At 60.6% G+C, this 17,437-nt stretch carries 11 protein-coding genes; 2 read left to right on the top strand and 9 right to left on the bottom strand.

What is annotated here, in order from left to right:
- Nucleotides 1-267: 267 nt before the first annotated feature.
- The 9 genes from O9H85_RS20260 to O9H85_RS20220 form a co-directional block, all read right to left on the bottom strand.
- Nucleotides 268-1,599 (bottom strand): ABC transporter substrate-binding protein, encoded by a 1,332-nt coding sequence (locus tag O9H85_RS20260; RefSeq protein ID WP_269883238.1) that lies wholly within the window; start codon nt 1,597-1,599, stop codon nt 268-270.
- Nucleotides 1,600-1,717: 118 nt separating this feature from the next.
- Complete coding sequence (locus O9H85_RS20255; protein ID WP_269883237.1) at nt 1,718-3,286, bottom strand: response regulator transcription factor; 1,569 nt, start codon at nt 3,284-3,286, stop codon at nt 1,718-1,720.
- Nucleotides 3,279-5,057, bottom strand: coding sequence for a sensor histidine kinase (locus O9H85_RS20250; RefSeq protein ID WP_269883236.1), 1,779 nt, complete (start codon nt 5,055-5,057; stop codon nt 3,279-3,281). Before O9H85_RS20250 ends, O9H85_RS20255 begins: the two co-directional genes overlap by 8 nt.
- Nucleotides 5,058-5,411: 354 nt before the next feature.
- The gene (locus O9H85_RS20245; protein ID WP_269883235.1) at nt 5,412-5,951 is read right to left on the bottom strand and encodes a PaaI family thioesterase; all 540 of its coding nucleotides are present in this window, start codon (nt 5,949-5,951) and stop codon (nt 5,412-5,414) included.
- 83 nt (nt 5,952-6,034) lie between these two features.
- A complete protein-coding gene (locus O9H85_RS20240) occupies nt 6,035-7,723 on the bottom strand; it encodes a long-chain-fatty-acid--CoA ligase (RefSeq protein ID WP_269883234.1) in 1,689 nt (562 codons plus the stop codon).
- A 42-nt stretch (nt 7,724-7,765) separates the two neighbouring features.
- Nucleotides 7,766-9,538 carry an acyl-CoA dehydrogenase family protein gene (locus tag O9H85_RS20235; RefSeq protein ID WP_269883233.1) on the bottom strand — a complete coding sequence of 591 codons (1,773 nt, stop codon included), beginning with the start codon at nt 9,536-9,538 and terminating at the stop codon, nt 7,766-7,768.
- 15 nt (nt 9,539-9,553) lie between these two features.
- Complete coding sequence (locus tag O9H85_RS20230; RefSeq protein ID WP_269883320.1) at nt 9,554-10,735, bottom strand: acetyl-CoA C-acyltransferase; 1,182 nt, start codon at nt 10,733-10,735, stop codon at nt 9,554-9,556.
- Nucleotides 10,736-10,777: 42 nt separating this feature from the next.
- Nucleotides 10,778-13,174: a 3-hydroxyacyl-CoA dehydrogenase/enoyl-CoA hydratase family protein gene (locus O9H85_RS20225; RefSeq protein WP_269883232.1), complete on the bottom strand. Its 2,397-nt coding sequence runs from the start codon at nt 13,172-13,174 to the stop codon at nt 10,778-10,780.
- 41 nt (nt 13,175-13,215) lie between these two features.
- Nucleotides 13,216-15,360, bottom strand: coding sequence for a (Fe-S)-binding protein (locus O9H85_RS20220; protein ID WP_269883231.1), 2,145 nt, complete (start codon nt 15,358-15,360; stop codon nt 13,216-13,218).
- 239 nt (nt 15,361-15,599) lie between these two features.
- Between O9H85_RS20220 and O9H85_RS20215 the strand changes: the two genes are divergently transcribed.
- Together O9H85_RS20215 and O9H85_RS20210 are read left to right on the top strand one after the other, a co-directional pair.
- Entirely contained in the window at nt 15,600-16,367 is a 768-nt protein-coding gene (locus O9H85_RS20215; protein WP_269883230.1) for an electron transfer flavoprotein subunit beta/FixA family protein, read from the top strand.
- 37 nt (nt 16,368-16,404) lie between these two features.
- A complete protein-coding gene (locus tag O9H85_RS20210; RefSeq protein ID WP_269883229.1) occupies nt 16,405-17,394 on the top strand; it encodes an electron transfer flavoprotein subunit alpha/FixB family protein in 990 nt (329 codons plus the stop codon).
- The last annotated feature ends 43 nt before the right edge of the window (nt 17,395-17,437 follow it).

The following is a 17,437-nucleotide window of genomic DNA, read 5'->3' as shown; positions in this document are numbered from 1 at the left end:
GATTTTCCTGCCGGTAACGAACCTGGGTTCAGTACTAGTGACTCTTTGTTCATTACAACGTGCCAATAGCTGACTTTCACCGCTGTAATGAACCTCTGAGTACTTCCAAGCACTAGAATAAGCGAGCGAGGTTCCCTAGACTCTACCCGACTCGAGGAGAGATCAGCTAACATTCTGAGCCTCACCATAAAAGTACTGCACTTTCATACTGCCGCCACACAAAAAAAAGTCCCGTACGGCCGGCCGCACGGGACTTACATCCAAACTTCACTTCTTATTCTTCGCCAGAATCGCGTTCGCTTCCTTACGGAATTTCGCGGCGGCGTCTTCGACGGAAATTTTCTTGTACAGAATTTGCTCGCTCGTATCCTTCAGCAGCTTCTCTACCTCGATGGAGCCGATCGGATTCGGCGGGTCCATCGGCGAGCTGTTCTGCTCAGCCCAAGCGACATAATCGAAAACTTTGTTCTCATCCGCCGACAGCAGCGGCTTGAGCGCTTCCTTAACCTTGGACGATACCGGGACGCCGCGTTCGCCCTTGATGATTTTGTTCGCCTCGATATCGTTGATGAAGAAGTTGACGAATTTGACCGCTTCTTCCTTCTGCTTCGAGTTCTTCGAGACGGAGAAATACATGCTCGGCTTCAGGAACATCCCCTTCTTCGCGTTCGGCCCCGGCATCGGCTGCAGCTCCAGAGGGCGCTTCGCTGCGGCGGCCAGAGCGAGATACTGGTTCGACCAGCCGTTCGAGGACATGGAGTTGCCCATCACCATTTCATCGTCCTCCGGCGTTCCCTTCTTCTGCGCTTCTTTATCGAGCGGGAGAAGGTAGCCCGAATCATACCACTTCTGGTAGCGCTTGAAATAGTCGATAAACGGCTTGTCGTCGGGATAAGCCAGAGATGCGCCGTCCGCGCTGTACATTTTCTGATCAAGCGTCCGCAAATAGTACGGGAAGAATACGTCATGACGAAGCCCGCCCATGATTTTGCCGGCCGATTTCAGCTTCGCTCCGGCCGCATCGATATCGTCCCACGTCCAATCCTTCTTCAGCGAATCGATGCCCGTCTTCTGCAGCACCGCCGGGTCGACGATATAAGCGAGGGCGTTGACGCCCGCCGTCAAGGCAACCAGCTTGCCGTCCACTTGACCGCCGCTGAGCGTATTCTGGCTGATGGAGCTGACGTCAAGAGTACCGTTCTTGGTGTAAGGGGTCAGATCCTCCAGCTGGTTCCGGCCCCCGTACTGGGTGAGATAGGAAATGTCCATCTGGATGATGTCCGGCAAATCGTTCGCCGCCGCCTGCGGAGCGAGCTTCTTCCAATAGTCGTCGAAGGAGGCATACTCGGCCTCGATCTTGACGTTCGGATTTTTTTGCTGGTACAGGTCAATGACCTTCAGGGTATAATCGTGGCGTGCTTGTCCTCCCCACCAGGCCACTCGCAGCTTCACCGGATCTTTGCCGCTTCCTGCGCCCGCCGATGCTGACGGTTTGGCCCCTGCATCCCCGCCGCCGGAAGGCGCCGCTGCATTCCCGCCGCAGCCTGCCGCCGTCAACGCCAGGGATAGCGACAGCATCGTCATTACCGCTTTTTTCATCTTTAGAACCCTCCCCTTTGTAACTGCTTACATGCTTATTATTGAGTTTTTGAGGGTAAAAGTTAATTCAATATTCCGAGTTGTTTGTTTAAAAATCAGTTGTTTAAACACCAGTTGTTCAAATGTCGGAAGTGCCCCAGATGCTCTTCATATACTCTGACGGCGTGCAGCCTACGTTTTTTTTGAACACCTGGCTGAAATACTGAGGGTTGTCCCCGAAGCCCAGCTGCTCCGCCAGCTCGAAGATTTTGATATCGGACCGCTGCCCGATCAACTCTGTCGCCTTGGCAATCCGTACCTTCATCACGTAATTGGAAAATTTCTCGCCCGTCTCCTTCTTGAACAGCTTGCCGAGGTAATCCGAGTTCATGTACAGCATCCGGTGAGCAACCCAGTTCAGCGACAAACCGGGATCTCCGAGATGCTCCCCGATGATGCCGATGACCTTGCCGACAATGGCGGAATGCTTGCTCCGCGTCTGCTCATAATGGCTGAGCGTGATCCCGCGTGCGGTTTCTTTGAAAAAAGCTTGAATCGCCTGCAGCGTATCCAGCTCCATCAGCTGCACCAGCTTGTCCATTCCGTTGGGGAGCGCCCCGGCGTCCCCCAGCCGGATCATGGCCATGAAGAGCTGGATCACATAAGACTTGGCCGTCGTGATGTCCGAACGCAAGCCGGCCACCGCTGCAAAAAAACGGTCGATTTCCCGGGCGGCATCGTCCCAGCACCCCGTCTTGACCGGCAGAAGTACGTCGTCCTCCTCGAACGTAAAATCGCTACTCTCATTCCGTCCCGCCCGCAGCAGATCCTGCTTCGTAATCAGGCTGCCCTCGCCTACATAGAAACGGTGATTCAAACACTCCAGCGTTTGCTTATACAGGCTCCGCGCGCGGGTGATTTCGCCCGGCTCGCTAAGCGCGGCCGTCAGCTCGATCCTGTAATACTGCAGGAACGTCTCGCGGATGCGTCCTATACGGGCATGCAGCTCGTCCACAGGTTCCGTATCCAGTACAACCATAAGCACATGCTCTCCCACCGTAGAGCTTAGAATCGTCTTCTCCAGCAGCTCCTCGGCGATGTTCTTCACGGCAAACAAGTGCTCGAATTCAAAATCCCCCTCCAGCCGGAATAGCAGGAGGCGCACCATGTGATCCTCCAGATCAAGCCCGAACAAGCTTCGATAATATTCCCAATCGCGGCCTCCGTACGTCTTGTTCGTGACGAACTCCTTCAGAAACTGTTCCTTCACATGGGGGAGCACCTTATTAAGCCCTTCCCGGATTCGGCTCACGAACTGTTCGCGTTTCCGTTCCCGATCCAGCTCAAGCACAAGCTCGCGCAGCGCCTGCGCGATGCTGTTCTCGTTACAGGGCTTTAATAAATAATGACGCACGCCGTATTGCATGGCGGAACGGGCATACTCGAATTCGCCAAAGCCCGACAGCAGAATCAGCTTGATGCCGGGATAGCTCTCCGCCACCTTCGCCGACAGCTCCAGTCCGTCCATGCCCGGCATACGGATATCGCTGATGACAATGTCCGGCGGATCCCGCTGAATGAGCTCGAAGGCATCGAGCCCGTTACGGGCGGTTCCCGCAAGCACGGTCCCCGCTCCCTTCCAATCCACGACGGAAGAGATGCCGTCGAGGATGATGCGTTCGTCGTCCACAAGAAGCACTTTATACATCGGTATCCCCCGTTTCGTCCGGAATGAGAACCGAGACGCGCGTCCCTTCGCCGGGCGCGCTGTCGAGCTCGATTCCGTAGGCATCGCCGAAGGCGAGCTTGATCCGTTCATCGATGTTCTTCAGGCCGATCCCGTTCCCTCGGGTCGGCGCTTCCCCGCTCCTAACCTGCGCCAGCAGCAGCTCGTCCATGCCGGGACCGTTATCCTCCACCGTGATCCGCAGCTTGCCTTCTTCCCGCTGCGCCGTGATGCGGATCTGGCAGGGCTCCACCATCGCTTCCAGCGCGTAATGGATGGAGTTCTCAAGCAGCGGCTGCAGCGTCAGCTTCGGCAGCGTCAGCCGGCCTGCCTCCTCGGGTACCTCCATGCGGAAATCAAGCCGTTCCTCGAAGCGGTACTTCTGAATCGTGATATAATTCGTGACAATGTCCAGCTCCTCCCGGACGCAAATCAGCGTATTCTTCATGCTGACCGAGCTGCGAAGCAGGAAGCCAAGCGCTTCCACTATGCGGGAAATTTGCTGCTGGCCGTTCGTTTTGGCAAGCCAATTGATGGACTCCAGCGTATTGTAGAGAAAGTGCGGGTTGATCTGCGCCTGAAGCGCCTTGAACTGCGTCTCCTTGATCGTCAGCTGCTTGGCGTAGTTTTCCGTAATCAGCTCGTTGATCTGCCGTACCATCATGCGGAACGTCCGCTGCAGCTGCCCGACCTCATCCATCTGCAGCGAGGTGCTGTCGCTTAGATCCGCTTCCCCTTGATCAAACTGGCCCATCTGCACCTGCCGCATCCGGACAATCAAGCCTTCGATGGGGCGGGTTATGCTTCTTGCGAACTGGATAGCCAGTGCCATGACAGCCGCAACGGCGGCGATGAAACCGATGAGCAGCGCATTTTTCATCAGAATAATCTTATTGAAGATTTGATCGAAAGGAATGACGCTGTGGTAAGTCCAACCGAGGTAACCGGAACGGATTTGCGTCAAAAAGTACTGCTGCCCGTTCAGCTGCCGGATCACATAACCTTGCTGCCATTCTTCCCTGACCGGCGCCGGAAGAGCGCCCGCCGCCTTCGCCTGGACGGGATAAATCGTATGATTAGCTGCGGTAATCCGCATCTCGCCGTTCTTCAGCTCGGTGCCCGCCACAACATCCTCCACAATCTTGTCGAACCGGATCCGCACGATAAGCGTTCCGAGCCGGGTCAGGCTCAGATTATTCTGATAGGAACGAATTTCCCGGGCGGCTGTCAAATAGTGCTCATCCGGACCGGGATAAATCCAGCGGGTCTCCCCGGAGCCCAGCGCGGATTCGCTGAGGATCGAAGCGAGGCTCATGAAAGCCGTGGGGGACGATTCTCCCGCCATGGCCTGTCCGCCGGCCGGATCCATGATCTCGATCGAATAAATGTATTTTTCATAGCCCGCATACTGTACGAGCTTGTCCGCTATGCCGGCACGGATTTTATATTTCTCAAACTCGGGGGTCGTATCCGTAATGGAAGCGAGCAGGTTCTGAATCTGCAAATCCGTAGCGATCGTAAAAGAAAGCCGGTCCAGCTTCTTCAGCTCGTTCTCGACGCCGCTCGAAGATAGGTTCAGCAGCTGCGATGATTTGGAATAAAGCTGCTCGTCGTATATCGAATAGGCATACTGCAGGGAAATATACGTTACGAGGAAACAGAACGCCATAATCAAGGAGATGAGGGCGAACACCTTGTGTTTAATTTTTAGATTGCCGTACGCCTGTTTAAAGGGTAATGAAAGCACTTGCACTTGTTCCTATGCCTCCTCTCCATCCAAGACGCTTGAGATCTTGTCTTTATCGTACAAGATCATCCGGGAGCATGTCATCCGAATCCCGGGAGAACTGGGGTAAGGATTATTCGATTTCGGAAAAATTACCGGCAGCTTGTCTGGGATTAACGGCCGCCGACAGGCGGCGGGCGGATTCGGGCAAGGCTCCGATGGCCCGGCAGCATGCGGGTGGTTTCTGGTTTCGGGCAAAACAGCGATGACCAAGCAAGCAAACGGCCCGGTGAGACGAACACGGCAGCGGTAGCCGGAACCGCCTTACCCCCAGCTCCACCCGCCTTTATTCAATGAAACGTTCCCGTGCTCTTGCGGCCGTCAGCCCTTTCCGCTCCGGGGCTCCAATATCCGAAAGCTGCCTGTAGCGAAAGCGCACAGATCGCCGTTCTCCCGGCAGGCGAACCCTTGCACCGTAATCTGGGTGCGGGAAGTATGAACGCAGTCCGCCGTCACCGTAATCGTCCCGCCGTCCGCCGCCCGGACGAAATGGACGTTCAGATTCGTCGTCACGACCTTATCGTTGGGCCTCGCCATCATGGCGACAAGCCCCATCGCGGAATCCAGCAGGGAAGCGTACACGCCGCCGTGCGTAATGCCGATCATGTTGAGATGATGCGGCTGAACGTCCAGCCGCACCACCGCCTGCTTCCCGTTCGCCCGCAGCACCTGGGCGCCCAGCAGATCCCAGAACGTCCCCTCCGGCGTCTTCTCGGCCAGCTGCCGCAGCTCCTCGCTGAGGCCGGCCTGAAGCTCCGTGCCGGAGACGTTCTCCTCCGGGCCTTCACGCGTGCCGGAATCCGAGGCTTCCGGCACCGGAGGCCGCACCCGATCCCGCCCGTCCCCCGTTTCCCTGACCATAGCTTTTCCTCCTCCCCCGCGACCGGCGATCTGTTCGTTCCTTCCCTGTTAGCCCCGCCATCGCCGGTTCAGACAAGGGCGGTTCATTCCGTCTCCTCCTCCCGGCTGCGCTCCGCCTCCTCTTCCAGCAGCTTCCGGCGCAGAACCTTGCCCACCATCGTCTTCGGCAAGCTGTCGCGGAATTCATAAATTCTCGGCACCTTGTAAGCCGCAAGCCGCTCCCTGCACCAGGCCGTCAGCTCCTCCTGCGAAGCGTCAGCGTCTCTCGCCAGTACGATATAGGCTTTCACCGTCTCGCCCCGGTACGGGTCCAGCACGCCGGCGACGACCGCCTCCTGAACCGCCGGGTGCTCATACAGTACCTCCTCCACTTCGCGCGGGTATACATTGAAGCCCCCGGCCAGAATCAAGTCCTTGCGCCGGTCCATGATATAGAAATAGCCGTCCTCATCCATCCGGGCCATATCTCCGGTCAGCAGCCAGCCGTCCTTCAGCGCCTGGGCCGTCTCGGCCGGACGGTTCCAGTAGCCCTTCATCACCTGCGGACCGCGGACCGCAAGCTCTCCGATCGTGCCGGGCGGAACCTCCTCCCCCGTCGCCGGGTCGACGATCCGTGCCTCCGTATCGGGGAACGGAATTCCGATCGAACCGAGCTTGCGCTTCTCCCAAATATTGTTCGCGTGCGTAACCGGGGAAGCCTCCGTCAGCCCGTAGCCTTCGATCAGCCGGCCGACGGACAGCGCCTCGAACCGATCCTGCACCTCCATCGGCAGCGGAGCGGCTCCGCTGATGCAAATGTCAAGCGAGGACAAATCCCCAGCCTGAATGTCCCTCCGCTGAAGCAGAGCGATATACATTGTCGGGGCGCCCGGGAAGACGGTCGGTCGGGTGCGGCGGATCGTGCGCACCAGCTGAGCCGGGTCGAATCGCGGCACGATGACCAGCTTGCCGGCCAAGTACACGGCCTGATTGAGCAGGACGGTAAGCCCGAATACATGGAAGAAGGGTAGCGCCGCAAGATACACCTCGCGCCCCGGCTGCGAGCGGTACGCCCACAGCCGGTTCTGGATCGTGTTAGCCACGAGATTCGAATGCGTCAGCATCACCCCTTTGGCCAGCCCCGTCGTCCCGCCGGTGTACTGCAGCAGCGCCACATCGCGGTCTGGATCGACCTGCACGCTGACGGTGACGGACGGGCTGCGGCGAAGCAGCGCCAGGAACGCGTACACCCCGTTGCCGTAGGCGACCTTGCGGTCCAATCCGTCCGCCCGCGCCTTCAGCGGGTAAAGCCATTTTTGCGGGATGGGCAAATAATCCTTGATCGAGGTGATGATCAATTGCCTGAGCCCGGCGGACTCGGCCGTCCGGCGGACCCGGTCGAACAGCAGATCGAGCGTCACGATCGTTCTCGCCCCCGAATCCTTCAGCTGGTATTCCAGCTCCCTCGGGGTATACATCGGATTCGTCATTACGACGATGCCGCCCATCAGAAGCGTGCCGAAATAAGCGATGAGCGTCTGGGGACAATTCGGGAGCATCACCGCTACCCGGTTTCCCTGCCGTACGCCAAGCCCCTGCAGGGAGCGGGCGAACCGGCAGGCCGCCTCGTTCAGCTCGCGGTAGCTCATCGTTTTGCCCATAAAATCAAGGGCAGTCGCGTCCGGGTAAAGCTCGGCGGTCCGCGTCAGGAAATAAGCGAGATTATGCTTCGGATAGTCGAAGGAAGGCGGAACCTCCTCTGGGTAGTGGCGAAGCCATGGCTTGCTTGTCATGCAGTCCACCCCAATCCATCCTATTGGCTGCCGTTCCTTCGGTCAGACGATATAGCCTCCCGCTTCCCTGACCCGGGCCGCAACGGTCCGTTTCAGGCCTATCGTATCCGCCGGCTGGCGGCGGGCGAGCTTCTTCAGCACGGAGAGCTGGGTGCGGATGGTGTCGCCCGTTTCCATCGCCGCGAATGTCTCCCTCGCGAGCCCTTCCAAGCGTTCAAACGTCTCGTGCACGAAGACTGTCGTCATGGAGATCGCGAGGCCCGCCTTCGTCTCGCCTGCGGACGCCAGCTTCTTCTGCGCCCGCAGCAGCGCACTCTCCATCGCGTAGATTCCGATCAGCTGGTCGGCCAGACGGCTCAGCACCTCCTGCTGCTCCTCCAGCTTCAGCTGGTACTTTTGCATAGCCTGCGCCCCCGTCATGAGGAAGATCTTCTTCGCCATCCGGATGAGATACGCTTCCTCCTCCAGCGGACTATCGTAAGCCGCAGGCGGAATCGGTTGAAGCAGCTCGGCCTGCAGCGCCTGCGCCTTGGCCAGCAGCGGCAGCTCGCCCTTCAGTGCCCGCTTGATCAGCGTGCCGGGGATCAGCAGCCGGTTAATTTCATTCGTCCCTTCAAAAATACGGTTGATCCGCGCATCCCGGTAAATCCGCTCGATTCGGTATTCCTGGATAAAGCCGTAGCCCCCGTGGATTTGCACGCCCTCATCGGCCACGAAGCTGAGCGCCTCCGTGCCGAACACCTTATTGATCGAGCACTCGAGGGCGTACTCGGCAATCCCTTTGGCGGACTGCATCCCGATATCGGCCCGCGAGTAATCGAGCTCCCGCAGCCCTTCGTCGAACAGCCCCGCCGTTCGGTACACCATGCTCTCCAGCACGAACGTGCGAATGTTCATATCTGCCAGCTTCGCACCGATCAGAGGGAACGAGGCGATCCGTTTGCCGAACTGCGTCCGCTCCTCGGCGTAAGCCGCCGACAGCTCGAGAGCCTCCTTGGCCGCTCCGAGGCAGCCGGCCGCCAGCTTGAAGCGCCCGATGTTCAAGATGTTGAACGCGATCAGGTGTCCTTTTCCGACCTCCCACAGCAACCGGTCCGCCGGAACCTTGACATCGTCCAGAATCAGAGGACGGGTGGACGAGCCCTTGATGCCCATCTTTTTCTCCTCCGGTCCGACACTGACGCCTTCCAGCGACCGATCCACGATGAAGGTGCTGAAGTCCGTGCCGTTTACCTTCGCATACACGATAAACACATCGGCAAAGCCGGCATTCGTAATAAACTGCTTCGTGCCGTTCAGGATGTAGTGGCTCCCGTCCTCGGACAAGCGCGCCGTCGTCTTCGCCCCCAGCGCGTCGGAGCCGGAGGAAGGCTCCGTCAAGCAGTACGCCGCAATCTTCTCACCCGTAGCAAGCCGGGGCAGATAAGCCTGCTTCTGCTCCTCCGTGCCGAAGTAAACGATCGGCAACGTCCCGATCCCGACATGCGCTCCCAGCGACAGCGCAAAGGACGACGCCTTGGACAGCTTCTCGCTGATCAGGGTGGAGCTGATTTTATCCAGGCTGAGCCCGCCGTACGCCTCGGGAATGTCGGCGCCGAGCAAACCGAGCTCCCCCGCCTTGCGCAGCAGCCGGACCGTCAGCCCGTAATCGAGCTTCTCGATCGTCTCGTCATGGGGAAGCACCTCGCCTTCGACGAAATCCTCCGTCGTCCGCGCGATCATCCGCTGCTCCTCGGTGAAATCCTCGGGCGTCACCACCAAGCTGCCGTCGATCTCGTCGATGATAAAGCTGCCGCCTTTAATCGCAGCCATCATTCCGCACCTCCTGCCTTAAGGATAAACCTCGAATACGCCCGCTGCGCCCATGCCGCCGCCGATGCACATCGACACGACGCCGAAGCCGCCCCCGCACCGTTTCAGCTCATGAAGCAGCGTGACTGACAGCTTCGCTCCGGTGCACCCGAGCGGATGGCCGAGGGCGATCGCTCCGCCGTTCACATTCACTTTGCCCTCATCGATACCGAGCTGCCGCACCACATGCACACATTGCGAAGCGAACGCCTCGTTCAGCTCGAACAAATCGATATCCTCCAGCTTCAGGCCCGCCTGCCGCAGCGCTTTCGGGATCGCCTCCACCGGACCGACCCCCATGATCTCCGGCTCCACACCCGCCACCGCGAACGAGCGAAACGCGGCGAGCGGCTTGAGGCCCAGCTCCTCGGCCCTGGTCCGGCTCATGAGCAGCAGGGCGGCGGCGCCGTCGCTCATCTGCGACGCGTTGCCCGCCGTCACGGTGCCCCCGGCCTGGAACGCCGGCTTCAACCGCCCCAGCGCCTCCAGCGTCGTATCCTCCCGCACGCCTTCGTCAGCGTCGAACCGGAAGCGCCGCATCTGCAGCCGCCCCTCCTCATCCGCCTGCGTGAGCACCGCCTCCAGCGGCACGATTTCCTCACGGAACCGGCTTTCCCGCTGGGCGGCGGCCGCCTTTCGGTGCGACGCCAGGGCGAACCGGTCCTGGTCGTCCCGCGAGACGCCGAACCGCTCGGCCACCCGCTCCGCGGTATGCCCCATACCGATATACACGTGGGGCATGCTGTCCACCAGCACCGGGTGCGGTGAAGGCTTGAACCCCGTCATCGGCACGTGGCTCATGCTCTCCACGCCCCCGGCCAGCACGGCGCTCGCATACCCGAGCTGAATCCGTTCGGCTGCGAACGCCACCGTCTGCAGCCCGGAGGAGCAGAACCGGTTGACCGTGACCGCCGGTACCGTGACCGGGAAGCCCGCGTACAGCGACATGATGCGGGCGAAATTGAGACCCTGCTCCCCCTCCGGTATCGCGCAGCCGATCAGGATATCCTCGACGTCCTCCTTGCGGACGCCGGGCGCCCGATCGATCGCCGCCTCCAGCACGGCCTTGCCCAGATCCTCGGCCCTCGTCTGCGACAAGCTGCCCTTCTTCGCCTTCCCGACGGCGGTTCGCGCCGCCGAAACAATGACCGCTTCCTGCAAGCTCACCTAAAGTCACCTCTCCTTCCGCATTCCATGCCCGGATTAGTTGCGTAGCGGCCTGCCCGTGCCGAGCATATGCTGCATGCGCTGCTGCGTCTTCGGTTCGCCGCACAGGCTCAGGAACGCCTCTCGCTCGAGATCGAGCAGGTGCCGCTCCGTCACCAGCGTGCCCGCGGGCACATCGCCGCCGGTCAGCACATGGGCGAGCTTGCTTGCGATCAAGTAATCGTGGTCGCTGATATAGCCGCTCTCCTTCATCAGATATGCACCGAGCTTCAGCACCGCCCCGCCGTCGCGGCCGGCCACGCGAAAACGCTCCTCCCGCACCGGCTCGTAGCCCTCCTGCGCGAGCTTCAGCACCGCCTGCTTGGCATCATAGATCAAGTGATCCGGATGCATCGCCACCTGATCCGTCGGCCGGAGCAGCCCGAGCCTGATCGCGTCGTGGCCGCTGGTGGATACCTTCGCCATGCCGATCGTTTCGAACACGCGCTGAATCGCAGGCTGAAGGTCATCCTCCGGCAAGGTGCCGAGAGCTGCACGCAGCGCCAGCTCCTTGCAGCCGCCCCCCGCGGGGATGAGTCCTACGCCGAACTCGACGAGGCCGAAATAGGTCTCCGCCGAAGCGACGATCCGGTCGGCCGGGAGGCACACCTCCACGCCTCCGCCAAGCGCCATCCGGTGCGGTGCGGCTACGACCGGCTTTTCGAACCGCTTCAGCCGGTACATCGTATCCTGGAACAAACGGATGATCCCGTCGATTTCGTCCCATTCCTCGTCCTGCGCCTCCATGAGCAGCAGCATCAGGTTCGCCCCGACGCAGAAATTTTTCCCCTGGTTCGCGATGACGAGCCCGTCGAACCCGCGCCGCACCTCCTCTACGCTCCGGTTGATCATTTGCAAAATGTCGCCGCCGATCGCATTATGCGGCGAATGAAACTCCAGGCAGGCAACGCCGTCGCCGAGATCGATCAAGGAAGCTCCGCTGTTCGCCAGTACCGTGCGCCCCTGCGCCTTCAAACGGCTGAGCGAGATGGCCTCCGGCGCCCGCTCCACACGCCTGAATCCGCCGGCATTCGCATAGCGAGGTCCTTCATCCCCCTGCTCGTAAAAGCTTTCATGCCCCTCCACCAGCCATGCCTTCACCCAAGCGGGCACCGTCTCGCCTTCAGCCTCCATCCGCTCGACGGATCGCTTCAGGCCGATCGCGTCCCACACCTCGAACGGGCCGAGCTCCCAATTGAAGCCCCAGCGCATCGCATCGTCCACATCCTGTACCGTATCCGCGATTTCCCCGATCTTGGCCGCCGAATAGAGCAGCGTTTTCTTCAGCAGCGTCCACGCCAGCTCCGCATAACGATCCCCTCCGGCAAGGAGCGCCTTGATTTTGCCCGCCGCTCCCTTCGCTTGCTTGGCTGCCTCCAGCGCTGCTGACGATACCTTCTTCTGCGGACCGTAATCCATCGTCTTCAGGCTCAGCGACAAAATCTCGCTGCCCCCCTCCGCCGTCCTTCGCTTCAAATAAAAGCCGCGCCCCGTCTTCTCGCCGAGCTGTCCTGCGGCCACCATCGCCTTCAGCGGCTCCGGCGTGCGGAAGGCCGCTTGCTCCGCTTCATCCGTCACGTTCGCATGCACGTTGTCCGCCACATGCACAAATGTATCGAGTCCCACAAGATCGAGCGTGCGGAACGTTGCGCTCTTCGGCCTGCCCATCGCATGACCAGTGACGGCGTCAACCTCTTCCACCGTGAAGCCGCCTTCCGCCATCGCTTCGAGCGTAACGAGGATGCCGTAGGTGCCGATCCGGTTGGCGATAAAGTTCGGCGTGTCCTTGGCGACGACCGTGCTTTTGCCGAGCTTCCGTTCGCAGAAGCGCCTCATGCCGTTTACGACCCTCGGGTCGGTAGCCTCGCCGGGAATCAGCTCCAGAAGCGGCATATACCGGGGCGGGTTGAAAAAGTGCGTACCGAGAAAATGCGCCCGGAACGCTGCGCTTCGCCCTTCCGCCATCGCGTTCACCGAAATGCCGGAAGTGTTCGAGCTCACGACGGTCCCCGGCCGCCATACCTGCTCTACACGCTCCAGCAGCGCTTTCTTCGCATCGAGCCGCTCGACGATCACCTCGATAATCCAATCGACACCGCTCAGCTTGGCAAAATCATCCTCCAAATTGCCGGGCGTAATCCGCCGGACGAAGGCGTCGTCATACAGCGCCGCCGGCTTCGTCTTCGTCAGCCGGGCGACCGCGTCCGCAGCCCTTCGGTTGCGAACCGAAGGATGGTCCAGCGTCCAGCCCTTCGCTTCCTCCTCCGCGGTGAGCCGCTCGGGTACCAGATCAAGCAGCAGGCAATCGATGCCCGCGTTCGCGAGGTGAGCGGCGATGCCCGAGCCCATAACGCCGGAGCCGAGTACGGCCGCTTGCCTTATCGGTCTGATCATGACGGCGATTCCTCCTTGATTGCGCATTTTTCCCGATCTCTTTAACGGCCGAACACGGACAGCTCCAGCAGCTCCGCAATATCCATCGCCTGAAGTCCGGTATCCGGTGCTGCCATTTTCACCCCATCCTCCATCATCGTGAGGCAATACGGGCAAGCGCTCCCGATCACGGTCGGCTGTACCGCAAGCGCCTGCTCGGTCCGGGCGACATTCACCCGCTTGCCGCCCTGCTCCTCCATCCACATGCGGCCGCCGCCGGCACCGCAGCACATCGCATTCTCCCGAGAGCGCTCCATCTCCAGCAGCGTCACGCCCGGGATCGCCCTCAGCACCTCGCGGGGCTCGTCGTAAACGCCGTTGTACCGGCCCAAATAGCAAGAGTCGTGGTATACGACCCGCTCGTTAACCTCGTGCTCCGGCCACAGCCGTCCTTCGCGGATCAACCGGCCAAGCAGCTGCGTATGGTGCAGCACCTCCACCTGTTTCATGCCGAAATCCGGATACTCGTTCTTGAACAGGTTAAACGTATGCGGACAAGCCGTAACGATCCGCCTCACCCCGTATCGCTTGAACGTCGCAATATTGTCCTCGCACAGCTGCTGGAACAGAAACTCGTTGCCCATCCTCCGGGGAGTGTCCCCGGAACCCCGCTCCTCGTTGCCGAGGATGGCGAATTTCACCCCGGCCTCGTTCATCAGCCGCACGAGCGCGCGGGAAACCTTCCGGGTCCGAAGATCGTACGAGCCCATCGAGCCGACGAAGAAAAGCACTTCAAAATCCGGCCGCTCCTTCACCGTAGGCACCCGGAAGCCTTCCACGTCACCGGTCCACTGCGCCCGGTCGCTTCGGCTCAGGCCCCACGGATTGCCCTGGCGCTCGATGTTTTGCAGCGCCCGCTGGCCCTCCTGCGGCATCGTTCCCTGCGTCAGCACGAGATACCGGCGCAGATCGACGATTTTGTCCACATGCTCGTTGCCGACAGGGCATTGATCCTCGCAATTGCGGCAGGACGTGCACGCCCAGATCTCCTCTTCCGTAACGACGCCGCCGAGCAGCTCGACGGACTCCGCATTCCCCTCCTGCCGAAGCCAGGACTGCTGCTGCCAAGCCAGCGTGGGGCGGATATCCGTGCCGCCTGCCGCATCGTTCCAAGCTACCTTGCCTGCGGCCTCAACTTGATGCGCCCCTTGCCCTGCCACGTCCGCGCCGCCGAACGCCCAGGCCGGCACCCAGGGCGACTTGGATGTGACCAAAGCCCCTTTTTCCGTCAAATGGTCCCGCAGCTTCGTAATCAGATGCATCGGCGACAGCGGTTTTCCGGTATTCGAAGCGGGACAAACGTTCGTGCAGCGCCCGCATTCGACGCAGGCATACAGGTCGAGCAGCTGCTTCCGCGTAAAATCCTCGATCCGGCCGACTCCGTACGACTCCGCGTTCTCGTCCTCCAGATCGATCTTCTCCAAGCGGCCTGCGCGGTCCCTGGCCAGCCACAAATTCACCGGGGCCGTGATCAGGTGAAGATGCTTCGATTGTGGTACATAGACGAGAAAAGAGAGCAGCACCAGCAGATGCAGCCACCAGGCCGCGTAAAATCCTGCTTCCGCTTGCGCGGCAGACATCCATGCAAGTCCGCCGGCGAGCCAGGAGGCCACGGGCGCATAAACGGACGGCGCTTCGCCGAGCCAGCGCCGCTCGAAGGCGAGCGAAAGCAGCACCGACAGCATAAGCAGCGTGATAAACAGCAGCACGACGGCAGGCTTCCAGCCTCGCTTCAAACGGGGCAGCCGTTCGATATAGCGCCGGTATGCCGCATAGGCGACCGCCGCCAGCACCGACAAGACCGCGATTTCCTGCAGCAGCGTGAACGCGGCATACCCCGGCAGCGGAAGGTGCCGCCCACCCGTAAGGCCTTTTCCTATCAGATCAAGCGCCCCGAATTGCAGTACAATGAAGCCGTAGAACATGACCAGGTGCATCGCGCCGCTTCTCGGATCCTTCAACAGCTTGCGGTGTCCGAGCATTTGCCCCAGCAGCGCCTTTGCGCTCCTCCCGGATTTCTTCGGACCCTCGGACGGCCGCCCCAGCCGGATATTGTCACGCCTGCGCAGTACTGCCTGCAGAAACAGCAGAACCGCATATCCCGTCACAGCCAAAAACGACAGCCATTGAACCGTCTGCCATACCATGACCCATCCGCCCTTTCGTCCTTCGATTCGTCGTTGGAGGAGGAAGTACGCGCCTGCGGGGCCTCCGCTAGTAGTTCGAAAACGTTTACAGATGAGCTATTTGGTTTCATTTTATGAGAGCCTGTGACGAACCATGCGTATCGCTGGTCAATTTTGTCGAACCGCCTGTCCGTTTGGAATGTTTCCTCTTCCTCATCCCATAAAATGAAACAAGAAGAAACCGCGGGGAGGGAACGACCATGAACATCGTGGTGCTGGTGAAGCAGACGTTCGATACCGAGGAAAAAATCGATCTCCGGGACGGCATCGTTCAAGAAGACGGAGTCAAATTCATATTAAATCCTTATGACGAATATGCCGTGGAGGAAGCGATCAGGCAAAAGGAGCGGCATGGCGGACGCATTACCGTTCTATCCGTCGGGCCCGAGCGTGCCGGAGAGGCGCTGCGGACCGCACTGGCCATGGGAGCGGACGAAGCCGTGCTCATCGGGGACGATCGCATCCCGGTGGACGAATACAGCGTCTCCCGGGTATTGGCCGCTTATTTGGCGAAGGAGCCTCCGGACCTGCTGCTCGCCGGACTGTTCTCCGTCGATAACGGGGCGGGACAGGTGGCGGTCAGGACGGCGCGGCTGCTCGGATTGCCGCACGTGTCGTCCGTGGTCGGACTCAAGATCGAAGGCGGCATCGCCGAGGCGCTTCGGGACGCCGAGGGCGACAGCGAGAAGCTGACCGTACGGCTTCCGGCGCTGTTCACGGCTCAGCAGGGGCTTAACGAACCGCGGTACCCGACGCTGCCCGGCATTATGAAGGCGAAGAAGAAGCCTTTTGCCCGCTTGGACCTCGGGGATTTGGGACTATCCCCTGACGACGTGGCTGCGGCGACATTGCGCCTCGGGCTAAGCCTGCCTCCGGCTCGTCAAGCGGGCCGCAGATTAGAGGGTACTCCTGCGGAGCAGGTTGCCAGGCTGGCGGAGTTGCTGAGGGGCGAAGCGAAAGCGCTCTAGTGCTTTGACCGAATATCCAGGAAGAGGAGGAGGGTTCATGGGCAAAACTTGGTTAGCCTTCACGGAGCATCGGGCAGGCAAGCTGCGGCAGGTCGCGTTCGAAACGCTGGGTGCGGTTCGAAGCTGCATGGCGCCGGGCGACTCCCTCGCGGCCGTGTTCGTCGGCAGCGGCGGAGAAGCCCTGACGGATGAGATCGCGGCTTACGGCTGCGACCGCATTCATTTGATCGATCATCCGGAATTGGCGGCTTACAGCGCAGAGTCCTACTTTACAGCGCTATCCCGCGTATTGGACGAAGATCGGCCCTATGCCGTATTCTTCGGACATACGGCGATTGGCCGTGATTTGGCGCCGATGACGGCCGCTTGGCTTGGGGCCGGACAAATTTCGGACGTGACAGCCATCGAACGGACGGCGGACGGCGGCGTTCAGTTCACGCGCCCCCTCTATGCGGGCAAGGTATGGGAACGCAGGACGTTCACGAACGTCGATGCGCCGCGGGTCGTCACGATCCGCCCGAACAATATTCCGGTGCCCGGGCCCGTCCCGGAGCCGGATGAAGTCACGCCTATCGTAAGGACGCCTTACCGCACTCCGGCCGACCTCCGCACCGCCGTGTTGGAGGTGGCGCATAGATCCGCCGGACGGATCGACTTGGCCGAAGCCCGGATTATCGTATCCGGGGGCAGGGGAGTCAAGAGCGCGGACGGCTTCCGGCCCCTGGAGGAGCTGGCGGCGGTGCTCGGAGCCGCGGTAGGCGCCTCCCGCGGAGCGTGCGACGCCGGTTACTGCGACTACGCGCTGCAAATCGGCCAGACCGGCAAGGTCGTCACGCCGGAGATGTACATTGCCTGCGGCATCAGCGGCGCGATCCAGCATCTCGCCGGGATGAGCCAGTCGCGCATCATCGTCGCGATCAACAAGGACCCGGACGCGCCGATCTTTCAGGTCGCCGACTACGGCATCGTCGGTGACTTGTTCGAAGTCGTGCCCCTGCTGACGGAAGCGTTCCGCAAGGTGCTGTAAGGAAGAAACGGCAGGTTCTCGCACGGCGGGCTACATTTAGCAT

This window comes from Paenibacillus gyeongsangnamensis (assembly GCF_027533625.1).
In the GTDB taxonomy this organism is placed as follows: domain Bacteria; phylum Bacillota; class Bacilli; order Paenibacillales; family NBRC-103111; genus Paenibacillus_G; species Paenibacillus_G gyeongsangnamensis.
This window is presented reverse-complemented; position numbering and strand designations above follow the sequence as displayed.

Bases quoted from the DNA above. Each gene is read 5' to 3' on its own strand.
- O9H85_RS20260 (WP_269883238.1), bottom strand. From the start codon at position 1,599: ATGAAAAAAGCGGTAATGACGATGCTGTCGCTATCCCTGGCGTTGACG.
- O9H85_RS20255 (WP_269883237.1), bottom strand. From the start codon at position 3,286: ATGTATAAAGTGCTTCTTGTGGACGACGAACGCATCATCCTCGACGGC.
- O9H85_RS20225 (WP_269883232.1), bottom strand. From the start codon at position 13,174: ATGATCAGACCGATAAGGCAAGCGGCCGTACTCGGCTCCGGCGTTATG.
- O9H85_RS20215 (WP_269883230.1), top strand. From the start codon at position 15,600: ATGAACATCGTGGTGCTGGTGAAGCAGACGTTCGATACCGAGGAAAAA.
- O9H85_RS20210 (WP_269883229.1), top strand. From the start codon at position 16,405: ATGGGCAAAACTTGGTTAGCCTTCACGGAGCATCGGGCAGGCAAGCTG.
- O9H85_RS20245 (WP_269883235.1), bottom strand. From the start codon at position 5,951: ATGGTCAGGGAAACGGGGGACGGGCGGGATCGGGTGCGGCCTCCGGTG.
- O9H85_RS20235 (WP_269883233.1), bottom strand. From the start codon at position 9,538: ATGATGGCTGCGATTAAAGGCGGCAGCTTTATCATCGACGAGATCGAC.
- O9H85_RS20220 (WP_269883231.1), bottom strand. From the start codon at position 15,360: ATGGTATGGCAGACGGTTCAATGGCTGTCGTTTTTGGCTGTGACGGGA.
- O9H85_RS20240 (WP_269883234.1), bottom strand. From the start codon at position 7,723: ATGACAAGCAAGCCATGGCTTCGCCACTACCCAGAGGAGGTTCCGCCT.